Origin of the sequence: Halapricum hydrolyticum (genome assembly GCF_025517535.1) — an archaeon.
Classification (GTDB): Archaea; Halobacteriota; Halobacteria; order Halobacteriales; family Haloarculaceae; genus Halapricum; species Halapricum hydrolyticum.
On record NZ_JAOPKC010000008.1, the window covers coordinates 98,130 to 113,729 of the forward strand.

17 protein-coding genes and 1 pseudogene are annotated in these 15,600 nt (G+C 65.5%); 8 read left to right on the forward strand and 10 right to left on the reverse strand.

Annotated elements, in window-relative coordinates; all coding sequences use genetic code 11:
* Positions 1 to 27: 27 nt before the first annotated feature.
* A complete protein-coding gene (locus OB916_RS09165; RefSeq protein WP_315908991.1) occupies positions 28 to 987 on the reverse strand; it encodes an AAA family ATPase in 960 nt (319 codons plus the stop codon).
* Positions 988 to 1,158: 171 nt separating this feature from the next.
* Entirely contained in the window at positions 1,159 to 1,476 is a 318-nt protein-coding gene (locus OB916_RS09170) for a DUF7573 domain-containing protein (protein WP_315908992.1), read from the reverse strand.
* Between the two features lie 75 nt (positions 1,477 to 1,551).
* Between OB916_RS09170 and OB916_RS09175 the strand changes: the two genes are divergently transcribed.
* The gene (locus OB916_RS09175) at positions 1,552 to 1,782 is read left to right on the forward strand and encodes a hypothetical protein (protein WP_315908993.1); all 231 of its coding nucleotides are present in this window, start codon (positions 1,552 to 1,554) and stop codon (positions 1,780 to 1,782) included.
* Here OB916_RS09175 and OB916_RS09180 read toward each other — a convergent pair.
* Both OB916_RS09180 and OB916_RS09185 read right to left on the reverse strand, forming a co-directional pair.
* Entirely contained in the window at positions 1,736 to 2,716 is a 981-nt protein-coding gene (locus OB916_RS09180; protein ID WP_315908994.1) for a 5,10-methylenetetrahydromethanopterin reductase, read from the reverse strand. The two genes, OB916_RS09175 and OB916_RS09180, sit on opposite strands and share 47 nt — an antisense overlap.
* Positions 2,716 to 3,468 carry a coenzyme F420-0:L-glutamate ligase gene (locus tag OB916_RS09185; protein WP_315908995.1) on the reverse strand — a complete coding sequence of 251 codons (753 nt, stop codon included), beginning with the start codon at positions 3,466 to 3,468 and terminating at the stop codon, positions 2,716 to 2,718. Before OB916_RS09185 ends, OB916_RS09180 begins: the two co-directional genes overlap by 1 nt.
* A 159-nt stretch (positions 3,469 to 3,627) precedes the next feature.
* Here OB916_RS09185 and OB916_RS09190 point away from each other — a divergent pair, with 159 nt between their 5' ends.
* Positions 3,628 to 3,846 carry a hypothetical protein gene (locus tag OB916_RS09190; RefSeq protein WP_315908996.1) on the forward strand — a complete coding sequence of 73 codons (219 nt, stop codon included), beginning with the start codon at positions 3,628 to 3,630 and terminating at the stop codon, positions 3,844 to 3,846.
* A gap of 90 nt (positions 3,847 to 3,936) precedes the next feature.
* On the opposite strand, the gene OB916_RS09195 is transcribed toward OB916_RS09190, so the two are convergent.
* Positions 3,937 to 4,431, reverse strand: coding sequence for a metallophosphoesterase family protein (locus tag OB916_RS09195; RefSeq protein WP_315908997.1), 495 nt, complete (start codon positions 4,429 to 4,431; stop codon positions 3,937 to 3,939).
* 136 nt (positions 4,432 to 4,567) lie between these two features.
* On the opposite strand from OB916_RS09195, the gene OB916_RS09200 reads away from it, so the two are divergent.
* From OB916_RS09200 to OB916_RS09210, 3 genes are all read left to right on the forward strand, one after another.
* Positions 4,568 to 5,038 carry an NUDIX domain-containing protein gene (locus tag OB916_RS09200; RefSeq protein ID WP_315908998.1) on the forward strand — a complete coding sequence of 157 codons (471 nt, stop codon included), beginning with the start codon at positions 4,568 to 4,570 and terminating at the stop codon, positions 5,036 to 5,038.
* Positions 4,983 to 6,212, forward strand: coding sequence for an RNA-guided endonuclease InsQ/TnpB family protein (locus tag OB916_RS09205; RefSeq protein ID WP_315908999.1), 1,230 nt, complete (start codon positions 4,983 to 4,985; stop codon positions 6,210 to 6,212). The genes OB916_RS09200 and OB916_RS09205 overlap by 56 nt, the downstream gene beginning before the upstream one ends.
* 157 nt (positions 6,213 to 6,369) lie before the next feature.
* Positions 6,370 to 7,230: a translation initiation factor eIF-2B gene (locus OB916_RS09210; protein ID WP_315909008.1), complete on the forward strand. Its 861-nt coding sequence runs from the start codon at positions 6,370 to 6,372 to the stop codon at positions 7,228 to 7,230.
* A gap of 51 nt (positions 7,231 to 7,281) precedes the next feature.
* On the opposite strand, the gene OB916_RS09215 is transcribed toward OB916_RS09210, so the two are convergent.
* The 4 genes from OB916_RS09215 to OB916_RS09230 are packed head-to-tail and all read right to left on the reverse strand — an operon-like array spanning position 7,282 to position 11,171.
* Positions 7,282 to 8,085 (reverse strand): DUF7839 domain-containing protein, encoded by an 804-nt coding sequence (locus OB916_RS09215; RefSeq protein ID WP_315909000.1) that lies wholly within the window; start codon positions 8,083 to 8,085, stop codon positions 7,282 to 7,284.
* Positions 8,086 to 8,132: 47 nt separating this feature from the next.
* On the reverse strand, positions 8,133 to 8,960 hold the full coding sequence (locus OB916_RS09220; RefSeq protein ID WP_315909001.1) for an ABC transporter ATP-binding protein: 828 nt from the start codon (positions 8,958 to 8,960) through the stop codon (positions 8,133 to 8,135).
* The gene (locus OB916_RS09225; RefSeq protein WP_315909002.1) at positions 8,957 to 10,078 is read right to left on the reverse strand and encodes a FecCD family ABC transporter permease; all 1,122 of its coding nucleotides are present in this window, start codon (positions 10,076 to 10,078) and stop codon (positions 8,957 to 8,959) included. Before OB916_RS09225 ends, OB916_RS09220 begins: the two co-directional genes overlap by 4 nt.
* The gene (locus OB916_RS09230; protein WP_315909003.1) at positions 10,071 to 11,171 is read right to left on the reverse strand and encodes an ABC transporter substrate-binding protein; all 1,101 of its coding nucleotides are present in this window, start codon (positions 11,169 to 11,171) and stop codon (positions 10,071 to 10,073) included. Before OB916_RS09230 ends, OB916_RS09225 begins: the two co-directional genes overlap by 8 nt.
* A gap of 105 nt (positions 11,172 to 11,276) precedes the next feature.
* Between OB916_RS09230 and OB916_RS09235 the strand changes: the two are divergent.
* Both OB916_RS09235 and OB916_RS09240 read left to right on the forward strand, forming a co-directional pair.
* Positions 11,277 to 11,507: pseudogene (locus tag OB916_RS09235) on the forward strand (RNA-guided endonuclease TnpB family protein); the annotation flags it as partial.
* A 134-nt stretch (positions 11,508 to 11,641) separates the two neighbouring features.
* Positions 11,642 to 12,874, forward strand: a complete 1,233-nt coding sequence (locus tag OB916_RS09240; RefSeq protein WP_315909004.1) for an MBL fold metallo-hydrolase — start codon at positions 11,642 to 11,644, stop codon at positions 12,872 to 12,874.
* Between the two features lie 328 nt (positions 12,875 to 13,202).
* On the opposite strand, the gene OB916_RS09245 is transcribed toward OB916_RS09240, so the two are convergent.
* Positions 13,203 to 13,856 carry an HAD family hydrolase gene (locus tag OB916_RS09245; protein WP_315909005.1) on the reverse strand — a complete coding sequence of 218 codons (654 nt, stop codon included), beginning with the start codon at positions 13,854 to 13,856 and terminating at the stop codon, positions 13,203 to 13,205.
* Positions 13,857 to 14,008: 152 nt separating this feature from the next.
* Here OB916_RS09245 and OB916_RS09250 point away from each other — a divergent pair, with 152 nt between their 5' ends.
* A complete protein-coding gene (locus tag OB916_RS09250; RefSeq protein WP_315909006.1) occupies positions 14,009 to 15,340 on the forward strand; it encodes a cytochrome P450 in 1,332 nt (443 codons plus the stop codon).
* Positions 15,341 to 15,600: the final 260 nt, after the last annotated feature.

Sequence of the window (15,600 nt, forward strand, 5' to 3'; positions counted from 1 at the left end):
TGTGGGCCAGTTCGAGTACGGCATCGATCACACGACCGGAACGGCCTCAAGCGCGTCGCTCACGAGTCCGGTCGGCGTTTGTTCGCCCGTTTCCGTCCGGATGCGATGCGGCCAGACGACCGGTGCCTCCACCTGCACGTCGTCAGGCGTGACGTACCCGCGACCGGCGAGCAGTGCCCGCGCCTGGGCGGCCCGTAACAGCGACAGTGACGCCCGCGGACTCGCCCCCAGCTGTGCGTGTTCGCGGGTGTAGGTGGCCAGCTCGGTGACGTACTCCTGGACAGGTCGTTCGACCGTCACCGCGGCAGTCGTGTCGCGTGCCGTCTGGAACTCCGGGAGCGTCACGACCGGTGAGATGTCCTCGATGGGGTGGTGGCCGACGATCCGGTCGAGCATCGCGACTTCCTCGTCGGCGTCGGGGTAGCCGAGCTGGAGTTTCGAGGTGAAGCGATCGCGCTCGGCCAGCGGGAGTTCGTACGTCCGGTTCTGTTCGACGGTGTTCTGGGTCGCGATCACGGTGAACGGCGTCGGGACGGGCCGGGTCGTCCCGTCGACGGTAACCTGCCGTTCCTCCATCGCCTCCAGCAGCGCGGACTGTGTCTTCGGCGGGGCGCGATTGATCTCGTCGCCGAGGACGACGTTCGCGAAGATCGGCCCCTCGTGGAACACGAACTCGCTCGTCTGCTGGTTGTACACGTCGACGCCAGTGACGTCAGCCGGAAGCAGATCAGGCGTGAACTGGATCCGTTTGAACGTCCCGTCGAAGGACGTGGCGACAGCCCGCGAGAGCATCGTCTTGCCGACGCCGGGCACGTCTTCCAGCAGGACGTGCCCACCGGCAAGCATCGCTACGAGGACGTGCTCGATTTCGTCGTGGTGGCCGACGATAACCTGTTCGACGTTGTCGATGACGCGGTGAACGGTTTCGGCGGCCGTCTCGACGCTGGAGGCCGTTTGCGACCCGGCGTGTGTCTCGGAATCCGTCATTGTATGACCTCGGGTGCTCGCCGGGCGTCCGGCTTCGAGCGGGCCACGGACGCTCGCTCGGCCGCTAGACGCTGCCGTCCGGACTCCCGACGTAGTCGTTACCGCGCCTAGCGGCTGAGGATATGTTAACGTTTCTTAATGGCAGTCAGTTGAAATAACCGATCGTCCGAGCTACCAGGTCTTGCAGTCCCGGCAGACCAGTCCGTCGTCGTCACGCCATCGGCGCTCGACGACCGTGCCACAGACCGCACAGGCACCGCCACCGGATCGGTAGCTCATCGCCGAGGTCGCGATATCAGCGTCGTCCGGCTCCGCGGTGTCAGGCGTTTCATCATCTCGGTCCGCGGTATCAGGCGTTTCATCATCTCGGTCCGCGGTATCAGGCGTTTCATCATCTCGGTCCGCGTCTATGGGTCCACCTGACGCCGTATCCGGCGGGTCGCCCTCGCCGGAGTCGAGAAAGTCTTCGAGAGTGGCGTCCCGTTCCATATCCACGAGTTACGGGGAGCAGCGAGAAAAGTTCGCGGGACGAACACACAAGTACCAAGCCCGGCAAGTGGTGGTATGGTATCCCTGGAGACGTTCCTCTCGGAACTGCTCGAAAGCGTGCAGTCGATCGGCCCGGAGTTCGTCGACGTGGCGACGCGGGATCCACTGGCGGGAATTCTCGTGCTTTTCGGCGCGCTGTTCGTCCTCGTGGCGGTTGGCGTGCTGGGCGTGCTCACGCTGGGAGCGATCGTGGATCTGGTCACGCCGAGTCGATCCGGCCGAACACATCCCCCAGGAGCTCGATAGCCGTCCCGACGTCCGGGCCCAGCGGTGACCCGGCGACGAAGCTGTCGACGTACTCGAGGACGGCCTCGATCTGTTCGGAGACCGTCTCGGGCGTGCCCGTGATGCAGAAGGCGTCGATCATCGCCGGCGTCACGGCCCCGAAGGCTGTCTCGAAGTCCCCACTGGAGATGGCCGCGCTGATCTCCTCGGCACGCTCGCGGTCGAGGTCGTGCCGATCCAGCAGCGGCGGCGCGGCACTGCCAGCGATGAAGGCGACCGGTGGCCGGGCCGCCTCCCGCGCGTCGTCCTCGTCTTCGGCGATCGAAACCGACGCGTACGCGCCGAAGTCGAACGCCCCGCGGTGCTCGGGCCGCTCGTCGAGTCCGTGCGCGACCTGCTCGGCCGCCCACTCGTAATCCCGCGGGTGCGAGCCGTTAAACAGCACGCCGTCGGCGTGTTTCGCGGCCATTCTGGTCATGTGTGGCCCCTGCGCGCCGACGTAGACCGGGATCGATCCGACCTCGTAGTTGAGAGCGGCGTCCTCGGCCTGGAACGTGCCGTCGTGATCGACGCGCTCGCCGGCCCACAGTTTCTGGGCGACCTTGAACGTCTCCAGGGTCCGGCGAAGCGCGCCGTCCTGGTCGTAACCGAGGTTCGCGAGCGTCGACCTGTCACCCGGACCGATCCCGAAGAGGCCCCGGCCGCCGGAGAGTTCCTCGAGCGTGGCCATCCGCGAAGCCAGCGTCACGGGGTGAGTCTCGTAGGGGTTGGCGATGCCCGGACCGACCTGTAGCGTCTCGGTCTCGCGGGCGATATCGGTCAGCGCCATGAACTGGTCGCGGTTGTTGTAGTGGTGACTGGCGAACGCGGCGTCGAAGCCGACCGATTCGGCCGTCACCGCGAAGTCTGAAAGCGTTTCGACTGGATGCTCTGGGGTGAGTTCGAGTCCGTACATCAGTAACTCCACTGGCGTAGCGCCTGTCGAACGAAGTCGGTCTCCGGATCCCGGAAGAGCCGGTCGTGGCCGTCGTGATCGCCGAAAGTCCAGTCCCGGACGACGGCGACCGGCGTCCCGCCGTCACCTTCGCCGGTGACGAGGTTCGCGGCGCCGGCGAGTTCGTCGACCACGGACTGGACGGTGACGCCGAGTTCGCGCCCGTCACGATCGGGTTCGCCGCGCCAGTCGCGGTTGGCAGCCATCCCGGCCCAGCCCAGCGCGACCGCACGCTGGCCGTGGCGGAACGGCCGACCGGAAGTGTCGGTGACGACGACGGGCGCATCGACCGACAGTCCCTCCCGAATCGCCCGGGCGCTGGCAGCGGGATCCTCGGGCAACATTAGCAGGTCCGCGCCGGGGACGTTCGAGCGGTCGATCCCCGCGTTGACCGTGATGTGACCGAACCGGGTGACGGTCAGCAGGAACGGGGCAGTCATCAGCAGCTCCTCGCTCTCTTCGAGGACTGCCTGGGCGAATCTGGGGTCCTTCCGGTCGCCGGTGATCCCTTCGAGTCGGCGGGCGATGCCCCGAGCGCGGTGACTCGCCTCGAAATCCGAGAGATCGAACGCCCGTCCCTCCGCTTTCGAGACGATCGTGCTCGCGACACAGAGCACGTCACCGTCCTGCAGGTCGGCCTGCCGGGCGATCAATGCAGCGACGTCGTCACCGGCCTGCACTTCCGGCAGCCCCGGGACCGCGAAGACCTCCATGTCCCTCTCTCGGGGCAGATCCGCAAAAAGTGACCCGGTAGGAGCGCAACCTGCCAGGTGTGAGAAGAGTTCACAATATAGGTGCATACCTCATCGGCACCTCGGCCTGAAACCATCGACAACCGTTATATCCCGTAACTAAAATTATATTAGATTGTGATGGACAGGGAGGACGATTGCACACTCTGTGGGGAGGGGCAAATAGATGATTCCTGCTCGCGGTGTGGGGTGAGATACCACGTGGCCTGTGCGCGAGCGAGCGGGAACCTCGAGGTGACGCGAGAGCGCGGTGGAGTGCTCACGTCGAGTACAGTCTACTACGACTGGACCTGTCCGGAATGTGGGTGGTCGATCAGCGTGAAGGCACCCGCCATCTAGCACGGCAGCGATCGTCACAGATCCCGCCAGGAAAGCGAATCGCGATCCTCGACCGGCTCCGACAGTCACCATCGCTTCCGGTCGGCTGCGTCACTCTCGATGCACCGTCACGTCCAGTTCGCCGTCACTGGCTTCGGCGGTCAACATCGTCGCCGCTTGGGCTGGAGCGGCACCGGTGACGCTCCCGGGATTGAGCAGTCGGACGCCGTCGACAGTCGTATCCAGCAGTTCGTGAGTGTGTCCGGCGACGCCGACGACGGGCCCGTCGACGTCCTGGTCGTCGACGATCCGGGCGACGCGATGTTCGTAATCCCGACGGTTTCCTGTGCCGTGAGTCACGACGAACGTGACGCCGCCGAGCCGGACGGTCCGGACGTCCGGCAGGTCGAGCCCGCGGGGGTCCATGTTCCCGCCGACGGCCGTGAGCCGGGAGGCGAACTCGCGGACGTCAGCCAGCGCCTTCGTGGAGTCGAAATCACCCGCGTGGATCACGTGATCGGCCTCGCTGACGCGTCGGCGCGCCCACGCCGGGATCGAGTGGGCTCGCGACGGAATGTGCGTATCGCTGATGATCGCGACGTTCATGGGCGAGGATAAACGAGCACGGGTCAAAAACGCGGCGCTGGCGTTTTGTCGACTGCCCCCGAGCGCGCGTCGGCGCTTTGTCAACTGCCCCTGAGCGCGGCGTCGGCGTTTTCCCAGTCGGCCGTGAAGCGGGGGTATGGACGAACACGAGGTCGTCACGTGCGTTCTGCGCAACGAGGGGGCGGTCCTGCTCGTCCGTCGTAGCGACGACGCCGGGTCGTACCCGGGTCGGTGGGGAGCGATCACCGGCTATCTCGCGCCGGAACGGGGTGCACCACCGGACAGTCCGGAGACTGCCGCACGACGAGAGATCCGCGAGGAGACTGGCCTCCAGGACGTGGCGCTCGTCCGGCAGGGCGATCCGTTCGCGGTCGAGGACGCCGACCGGGGGACTCGCTGGCGCGTTCATAGAGATTGCGAGGCGGATACCCCGACCCTTGAGGTCGGGGAGGAAGCCGACACTCGACGACACAAACCTCACGCGATGGCAAGTCCGACTCCCCAACGACTGGAGAAATACTTTCAAGTATCTCTAAGCATACTGATGAAGTATGGAGGTCGTTCGCAACATCCAGCTAAAGCTCGACGTTCCCGAGGACGCTCATAGCATCCTCGATGAGACGTTCGAGCAATTCCGTCAGGCGGCCCAACACGTCGCTGACGCTGGATGGAACGACGACCCCACAGAAATCGAGGACACAAAGAACACGCTCCACAACCAAACCTACACGGAGGTTCGGGAGCAGACCAGTCTGCAAGCCAGTCTCGTCCAATCCGCCCGCAACCTCGCCGCCGACGCACTCGGCAACTGCAAAGACCGCATCCTCGACGACGGCAAAAAGGCAAGCAAGCCCGAGTTCCGAGGGAGCGTCGTCGTGTACAACGGGCGAACCATCACGTACAACGACGACCACGTGACCCTTGCCACCGTGCGCGACCGCGTGACCGCCGAGTTCGTCACGCCCGAAGACGACGAGGGCACGCCGTTCGCGGAGTATTGGACAGATGACTGGGAGCGCAAAGAAGCAACACTCCACAAGCGTGACGGCACGTACTCCCTCCACGTCGCAGTCGAGAAAGAAGTCGAACCCGCTGATTCTCGTGATGAATCGACCGAGAACGGAGTGGTTCTCGGCGTCGATTTGAACGTGGACGGTTACCTCGCCGTCACCAGTACAGGAGCGTTCTTTGGCAATGCAGACTATCTCAACCACAAGCGCGACGAGTATGAACGTCGGCGCGGTAATCTCCAACAGACGGGGACTCGTTCCGCGCACCTCACAATCAAGAGCATCGGCTCACGGTTCGCTCGGTGGAGTGCAGACTACCTCCACCGCGTCTCGAAAGCGATTGTGCAGGAAGCCGTCGAGAACGACTGCACAGCGATTGCGTTCGAGAACCTGACGCATATCCGGGAGCGCATCTCGAACGCTTCGAAGTTCCAGCAGTGGGCGTTCCGTGAACTTCAGCACCACGTCGAATACAAAGCCGAAGAATACGGCATCGATGTTGACGATGTTGCGCCTGCCTACACGTCGCAACGGTGCAGTCACGGCGAATGCGGGTTCACGCACGAGGATAATCGTGATGGTGACGAGTTCGAGTGCCTGAAGTGTGGAAAGGAACTCCACGCCGATTATAACGCCGCTCGGAATATCGGGTGGCGGCTTGTCCAGCACTGGCTCAAGTCTGGGGCTGGACGGGCCACCAGTCAACTGGCCCTCAAGTCAGGGACGCTGAACGCGAACGGCCAATTCCGGCCTTCCGCCCTGCGCGGATAGAGCGGGAGTCCACTGACAAGCCTCGGGGCTTGACCCCGGGGCAGTTGACCCGTTCCTGTTCGAGGCCGAGACGCGCGAGATCGACCCGAACTGGGAGCTCGCGGACTGGGAATGGTGTCACGCGACCGAGATCCGACGACGCGAGACGGTCCCCAAGCTGTGGCGTTCCTACGACCGCGTCCGGCCGACGGTCAAGACCGTCGCGGCCGACGACGAACACGGGTCGGCCTGGCTGTCGGTTCGCGCCCTCGAAGTCCTTCGCGACGAAGCCGCGCTGGCCGAGGACTGGGACGGTGTCGCCGGCGTGGCTCGCGAGTTGCTCGCCGCTCGCCCGTCGATGGCGGTCGTCGAGAACCGGCTCAACCGCGTCATGAGCGAAGCCGACGAGCACGCGCCGGGGGCCGTCGAACGGTCGGCTCGCGAGGGGATCGCGAGCGCCGTCGAGGCCGATCGAGCGGCCGCGGCCGTCGCCGCGGACCGGATCGACGGTGCGCGTATCTGTACGCTCTCGCGATCCGGAACGGTCCGAGCGGCACTGGAGCTGGCCGATCCCGAGGCCGTACTGGTCGCGGAATCGCGCCCCGGCGGCGAGGGGATCGGCGTCGCCGAGTCGCTGGCGACACGCCACGACGTGACGCTGACGAGCGACGCCGCGCTGGCCGGCCAGCTCGCCGAGTTCGACGCCGACGCGGTGATCGTGGGCGCCGACACGATCCTACCGGACGGTCGTGTACTGAACAAGGTGGGAACGTACGGGCTCGCGCTGGCGGCGGTCGCTCACGACCTGCCGTGTTACGTCGTCGCCGCCGCGGACAAGATCGCACCCGAGACCGACGTCGAGATCGAGCAGGCACCGACGGCGCTGTACGAGGGTGACGCCGATATCGCGGTCGCGAACCCGCTGTTCGAGGTGACACCTGCCGACCTGTGTGCGGACGTCTGCACGGACAGGGGGACACTCGACGAAGCAGACGTGGCCGATGTCGCCGCCCGACATCGGTCGTTCCGCGAGTGGTGAGGCGGGAGAACAGCTGTCGGCCCCGGTGTCGAAACGCAGCCGCCCGTCTGGCTACTCGCCGGCGTCCAGCACCTCGTAGCTGATGCCGTTCTCGCGCAGACGGTCAGTGTGACGCGAGAGCTTGGTCGTCGTCGCCACCAGCAACACGGTCAGGCCCTTGGTCGCGGCCTCCTGGACGGCCTCGGCGGTGCCGAACCGGAGGTCGGGATCGAGTCCGGCCGTACGGACTGCGACCAGTGCTTCGGTGCCCGCGGCCGCCACGAGATCGTGGTCGTCGGCTTCAGCCTCGACGCGTTCCGGATCGACCGCCCGAGAGCCGCCGTTTCGAACGTGTGGAACGGCGACGACTGTCACTGTCCCCAGATCGTACTCGACGACCCCCTCGAAGTTCGTGACGCCGACGTCTTCGCCGGCCGACGCGTCAGTCATCACGACTGCCGTCGCGTTGCCGGCCTCGCCGGCCTCGGCGTGCAACAGCCCCTCCTGCATCGTCAGCGTGACTGTCTGTCCCTCCTCGAGGTCCGTCGCGGCGACCGCCGTCTCGACTTCGACCTGGCCGATGACGTCTTCGGAGACGTGATCGAGAAAGTCCTGGAGCGACGCCGTCTGTGAGATCAGCCAGTCGACGCCCTCTTTCGTGACCTCGTAGCGCCCCCGGCCGTGCTTTTCGACGTAGCCGTCCTCGACCAGTTCCTGCAGGTAGTCGCTGACCGCCTGTGCGGTGACGCCGATCTCGTCGGCGATCTCCTGCTGGCTGACCGCCGGCTGGCGCTCGGCGATCTCGACCAGAATCTGGTATCGCGTTGCGGTGCGCTTGCTCTCCAGGACACCGGCGTCTTCCTCGGGCGCGGCCATGGCGGACGTTCGGGACGCCCCCCGCATGTATCTTTGCCACGAGTGCGCTATCGCGTACAGTACCGGCCGTCGTCAGGGCCCGAATGCGCCGCCGAGGCGACTGACGGCGTTCTCGCTGAACGCTCGGTGACGATCAGGCGTCGTCCGCGGTGATGTTTGACGGTCGCCTCGACGCCGTAGACCGCCCGGATCGTCTCCGGGGTCAGCACGTCCGGCCCACCGACGTCGTATATCTCGCCGTTGGAGAGCAGCGCGACCCGATCGCAGTACCGTGCCGCGAGGTTCAGATCGTGGATGGCGACGATCCCGGTCACTCCCCGGTCGCGAACGTGTTCGCCGACCAGTTCCATCACGTCTAGCTGGTGTTTCAGGTCGAGCGCGCTGGTCGGTTCGTCCAGTAGCAGTACGGACGGATCACCCACGAGCGCACGCCCGAGTCGCACTTTCTGGCGCTGGCCGCCGCTGAGATCGGCGACGTTCCGACTCGTGAACGCCGCGAGGTCGAGCTGCTCGATCGTCCCCTCGACCGCCGCGCGATCGACCCGGCCGGGCGACCAGCCGCCGTGTGGCCGTCGTCCCTGCAGGATCGTCTCGTAGACCGTCGCCGGGAACGCGCCCTGTTCGTCCTGGGGCACGTATCCGACCCGGCGGGCGAGTTCCGTGCGATCAAGTTCCGAAACACGATCGCCGTCCACCAGGACCGTTCCCGCGTCCGGCTCGTGGATCCGGTTGAGCGACTGCAACAGCGTCGACTTGCCGGATCCGTTCGGCCCGAGCAACCCGAGCAACTCGCCCGACTCGGCGGTCAGGTTCACACCTTCGAGTACCGATTCATCTCCATACGCGAACGCGAGATCGCGGACGTCGAGCGTCACCAGTACTCCCTCCCGTTGATGACGAGGTAGATGAAAAGCGGTGCGCCCAGAAACGAGGTGAGGATTCCGACCGGCAGGACGACCGGCGCGAGGACCGTCCGGGCGAGCGTGTCAGCCGCGACCAGCAGCGCACCGCCGACGACGGCCGTGATCGGCAGCAGGTGTCGCTCGGTCCCGCCGACGAGCATCCGGACGACGTGGGGAGCGACCAGTCCGACGAACCCGATGATCCCCACGAACGAGATGACGATCGCCGTCACCAGCGAGGCGACGGCCATCCCCCTGACCCGCAGTGACTCGACCGGGACGCCGAGGCTCTTCGCTGTCGCCGTCCCCGCGTCCATGACGTCGTAGTTCCAGGCATTGACCAGGAAGTACGCCAGCCCGGCCGCCACGACCGCCGTCATGAGTGCGACGTGCATCCAGCCGGCGCGACCGACGTCGCCGAACGTCCAGTAGACGATAGCGGCAACTTCGGTGTCACTGGCGAAGTACTGCAGTAGCGTCATGCCGGCGGTGAACAGCGATCCGACGGCGACGCCGGTCAGGATCAGCGTCTCGGGGGTGGCCTGCCGGTAAGTCACCAGAACGAGGATCAACCCCGTCGAGACCATCGCCGCCAGAAAGGCGGCGACGGTCGTGAGATAGGGTCCGATCGATCCGAGTTCCGAGGCGGCGCTGCCGAATCCGAGGACGACTGCGACGGCCGCGCCGAACGCCGCAGCCTGGGAGATCCCCAGCGTGTAGGGCGCGCCCAGGGGGTTCCGGAGGACGGTCTGCATCGCCGCGCCGGCGACGGCGAGTCCGGCCCCGGCGACGACCGCACCGAGGACTCGGGGGAGCCGGAGGTTCCAGACGATCGCACGCTGAGTCGGCGTTCCGCCACCGGCGAGAGCGGCGACGACGTCGGCGAGCGGAACGTGTACCGATCCGATCGCGATCGCCGCCAGCGACGCGAGCAGGAGCACGAGCGTCGACCCACTCGCGACGGCGTAGACCCGTCGAGTCGTCTGCGTCCGATTCTCTCGGACTGTTTCTCGGCCCGTCTGTCGACGGGCTGGCTCCTCCGATCGACGGTACTGGCCCGGATCGCCGTCCCGCACGGTTTCGCTAGCCATCGAGATCACCGAGGCGCTGATAGGCCTCGTGGGTCTCGAGCAGATCGTCGTACAGCGGTGCACCCAGCAGGGTCTCGAAGATCGAATCGACGCTTTCCGAGAGATCGGCGTCGTCGAATCGATCGGGATACAGCGTCGTGCCGACGAAGTAGGCGTTGGCCAGGATCGACCCGTAGTTGTGGTTGTAGCTGGCGTGGGGAAGCAGGGTGTATATCTCCCCGCCGGAAACGGCCGTCAACTCGTCGTACGCGGCCGTCGTTTGGAGATCCTCACGAGCCCGGTCGAGGTTGTGAGAGTCGACGAAGATCGCCTCGGGGTCCCACTCGAGCAACTGTTCCTCGCTGAGCTGGACCGACGGCGAATCGGATCCGATCCCGCTCGCGACGTTGTCGACGCCGGCGTACGCGAACGGCGGGAATCGCTTTCGCGTGGTCGCCAGCCCGTGTGCACCCTTGTAGCTGACCGCCCCGGCGTAGGCGTCGACTCGCTGCTCGTCCGGGAGGTCTGCCGTCCGATCGCGGAGGTCGGCAACCGTCTCCTCGACGAACGTCTCCAGTTCGGCGGCCCGATCCTCGAGATCGAGGACGTCGCCGACCAGCCGCCAGGTCTCGTAGATTCCCTCGCGAGTCGCCTCGCCGCCGAGATCCATGAGTTCCAGAGCGACGACAGGCGTGTCGGTCTGGGACTGCAGCGTTTCGGCCCGGGAGGTATCGCCGTAAAAGAAGATGACGTCCGGGTCAGCAGCGAGGATCTCCTCGCCGTTGCCGCCCGCGTTCGGACCCGCCGAGCCGGTGACTCGCTTCTCGCGGAGACTCGGATTGGCCATGTTGTACGGAACTGTCCGTATCCAGCCGCTCTCGGCGTCCTCGACGCCGACGACTCGATCGGTCGCGCCGAGATACGCCACCTGCCGCAGGGCTCCGGGTCCGACCGCGACGACCCGATCGACCGACTCGGGAAGTGAGACGTCCCGACCCGCGTCGTCGGTCACCGTCCGGGCGCCTGCAGACGAGTCGCCCAGCACCGAACAGCCAGCCAGCGCGGCTGTCGCCCCCGCGCCGATCGCCTGCAACAGCGTGCGTCGGTCGTACATGCTCGTTGTCTGACGATACCCAACGCCCCAATAATACTTTTTCGACGATTCGTAATACTCAGGAACAGGCACGACGGGAGTAGGGACGGGTGGCGTCTCTATCCGTGTGGGTTCGAGGGTCACGCCGACCTTACAGCGTCAGAAACGTTCCTGAAGCGGCAGACAGAGCAGGCAGTCAGGCCGATGGCACGGCCCGTGCGGTTCGAGTGGGACGACCACGACTGGTCGGAGTCACCACGCTCTCCCGCGAGGGAAAGTCCCAAAGAACAGCGCACAGACCCGAGTACCGTCCACCACAACGGGAATATTGCCTCCGGGGACGCTCAGACAGTCTGAGACTCCCACGTCGGAGGGGAAACCGCGCCGTCGTCGGGCTCGCCCGACTGCCTGCGGGACGTAGTCCCGCTCTGTTCACGGCGCGGAGGATGTCATCGCCACCGTCAAACGCGCCGAGCCATAACACGGGTTCGATGGACATCCGGTTTCTGGGCGGCGCTGGCGAGATCGGCCGAAGTGCGATCCTCGTCAACGACTCGCTGTTGCTGGATTACGGCATGCAGTCGGCCACGCCGCCGCAGTACCCGCTCGGTGACGTCGACCCCGACGCAGTCGTGGTCAGTCACGGCCACCTCGATCACGTCGGAGCGCTGCCGTCGCTACTGAGCGGCGACGCGCGCCCGTCGATCCACTGGACGCCACCGACCCGGGAACTCGCGCTCACGCTCTCCCGGGACACGCTGAAACTCCACGGGAACACCCCGCAGTGTCCGTTCACCGAAACGGACGTCCAGCGGGTCACACAGGTCTCGGAGGCGCACGGCTACCGGGAGCCGTTCGAGGCCGCGGGTCACGAAGTGACGCTCTTCGACGCCGGCCACATCCCCGGATCGGCGCACGTACTCGTAGACGACGGAGACACGCGCTTGCTCTACACGGGGGATTTCCACACTGACGATCAGCGGCTCGTCGCCGGGACGACCGAGCGTCCCGAAGCCGACGTAGTGGTCTGTGAGAGCACGTATTCCGATGTCAGCCACGACGATCGACAGGCGGTCGAAGCAGCGTTCGTCGAGAGTCTGCGGACGACTCTCTGGGAGGGCGGGACCGTCGTCGTCCCGGCGTTCGCCATCGGACGGACCCAAGAGATGCTCATGGTCTGCGAGGCCCACGACATCCCCTGTTACGTCGACGGGATGGGCACGGACGTGACCGAGATGCTCCGACAGTATCCGGAGTTCGTTCGCGACCCGGGGGCACTGCAGCGGTCGAAATCCCACGCCCGGATCGTCGACGGTCGCGACGGCCAACGACGACGGATCGCCGAGCAGAACACAGTCATCGTCACGACCAGCGGGATGCTCTCGGGCGGGCCGGCGATGACGTACGTCCCGGAGATCGCCGATCGGCCGGTCAACAAGATCGCGCTGACCGGCTACCAGGTCGAGGGCACGCCCGGCCGCGAGCTACTCGAAACCGGCAGCGCGGAGATCGACGGCCGGCGGATGCCCGTCGCCGCACAGGTCGAAGCCTACGACTTTTCGGCCCACGCCGATCGAGAGGGACTGCTGGACTTTCTCGACGCGTATCGCGACGCCGAGATCCTGGTCAATCACGGCGATCGCTGCCCGGCGTTCGCGGACGAACTCCGCGAGGACGGCTACGACGCGAGCGCACCCGACCTCGGGGCGGCCAGACGGGTGTGAGAGGTCGGCTGCCCGACGAAGCAGTATTTCGATAATATCCAAGTTGGCGTAGAGCGTCCTTCGTTCGAACCGCAAGGAGTTCGATCCAAAGAGGAAGTCGCGTCGCGGACTACTTCCCGAGAGCCCCTTATATTGTATCGATCAGCCTAGATCGGTACCGACTCACTTAGGGCCAGACATAAATACAACAATCAGGAACAGTTATCCGTACTATGAGTTCGAAAGCAGAACCAAAATCCGAAATAACTACGGAATCTTCCACTAAAGTCCTATGTTTCTGGTCGAAGACTGATTCAGACTGGAACGCCGAGTGACGGGCCGTCGCTGGTCACACCAGATCCGGGAGTTCGGAAAGTGACTCGATGTGGTGGGTCGGTTCCGGGTTGCCGTCGGGCACGTCGCCGTCACGAGACAGCAGAGCAGCGTCGATCCCGGCGTGGTGGGCGGCCTCGATGTCGGTGTGACGATCGCCGACGAACAGCGCGTCGTCGGCCTCGAGTCGGTCGAGCGTCCACCGAAGCAGGTGCGCGTCGGGCTTGAGCTGACCGAACTCCGACAGCGTCGGAAATCGGCCGCGTGCGGCCTCGATCGGCCAGTCGAAGTGGTCGGCAGCGAATCGGACTGTTCCCTGGCGATTGTTGCTGACGACGGCGAGCGTGCGGTCGCCGGCGAGATCAGAGAGGACAGGGGTATCGTCGAAAGGCACGCGGTCGCCCGCGACGATCTGCTCGTTTTCGATCGTCGTCGCGGCCCGCTCGCGATAGGCCCAGGCCGGAGCAGCCGGCAGGCCGAGGTCGTCACAGGTCGTCCGCACTTCTGCGACGTCGTCGGGGCCGACCAGTCCCGGTGGCGGCTCGCCCTCGTAGTCGATCCCGAAGTCCGCGAGCGTCGCAGCCGCTGCCTGGCGGTAGACGTCGGGATCGGTGTGGTAGCCAGTCAGCAACACGCCGTCCATGTCGAACAGGATCGTTTCGTATGCCACAGCATCACTCAGGGTGGGGACAGTAAATCAATTCTGCCGACTGTACTGACAGGACAGTTGGCGCGATCGACATCCCCAGTCGCGACGGCCGAAAACACCCGGTGCTCGCCGCTGTGCGGGGACTTATCACGATTGATCCCTTTCGAAGAGTGATGCGCCCGACCCCGCCTCAGCCCAAAGGCGAGCCGCTGTTCGGCAACGCCAGGCAGTACGCCGACGACCCGTTTCGGTTTTTGACGGCTTGCGAACGATCGTACGGTGACGTCGTCAGTCTGGATCTCGGCCCGCTGGAGACGTACATGCTCACCGATCCCGACGAGATCCAGCAGGTGCTCGTCGCCGACGCGGACAGTTACGTCAAACCGGATTTCCAGGACGACGCGATCGGCGACCTCCTTGGCGAGGGGCTGCTACTGAGCGAAGGCGACACCTGGCGGCACCAGCGCGACCTCGCCAATCCCGCGTTCGCGATGACCCGGCTGGGCGAGTTCACCGACACAATCGCCGGTCACGCGGAAGCGATGATCGACGCGTGGCGGGACGGGGACAGCCGCGACGTCGAACTGGAGATGACACAGGTGACCCTGGACGTCATCTGTGACCTCATGCTGGACGTCGAGTTGACCGAGGGCCAGCGCGAGACCATCCGGGAGAACCTCGCGCCGATCGGCGCGCGGTTCGAACCCGATCCGATCAGGTTCATCACGCCCGACTGGGTCCCGACGCCGAACAACCGCGAGTACCAGGCGGCCCTGGACGAACTGGACAGGGTCGTCTCGGAAATCGTCGCCGAGCGTCGCGGGACCGAGGGTTACGAGGACGACGAGGACCCGCCGATGGACGTGCTGTCGATCCTGCTGCGTGCGCGGAACCGCGGCGAGCAGTCCGCCAAGCAGCTGCGTGACGAGGTCGTGACGATGCTGCTGGCCGGACACGACACGACGGCGCTGACGCTGACCTACAGCTGGTATCTGCTGGCGAACCACCCGGAGACCGAGCGGGCAGTCCAGGCCGAGGCCGACGCCGTCGAGGGGCCGGTCACGTTCGAGGCCGTCCGGGAACTGGACCTGATAGAGCGGGTGATTCAGGAGTCCATGCGGCTGTATCCGCCCGTCTACGTGATGTTCCGTCAGCCGACACGCGACGTCGAACTCGGCGGCTACCGCGTCCCGAAAGGATCGGCAGTCATGCTTCCACAGTGGGCAGTCCACCGATCGCCCGATTTCTGGGACGACCCCGACCAGTTCGATCCGGATCGCTGGCTCGACCAGGGCGACCGACCCCGGTTCGCGTATTTCCCGTTCGGAGGCGGGCCACGCCACTGTATCGGTAAGCACCTCGCAATGCTAGAGGCGCAGGTCATCCTGACGACCGTCGCCCGCGAGTTCAGCCTCGACACCGACCGCGAGGGGGAACTCGACCTCCTGCCGTCGCTGACGGCCCATCCGCGTGGCGGGATGCCGATGACGCTCCGGCGACGGTAGTCGTGGTCGGGCGCTCGCGGAGCTGTTGACACTGGACGTAGTCGGGCGCTCGCAGAACAGTTAATACCGGACGAGCTGATACGGATTATTGTACCGATTTACCGCTCTGACCGCCCCATATCGGGCGGTCGATGCGGAACAGACGTACAATAATCCGTATGCGCTCTTGGGTAAGCGATTGTTGGTGGCGTCATAGTGCGGTTTCGAGGATGATTTTGAGTGCTTCGTCGCCGGGTTTGCGGCGGACACGTTTTCGAAGC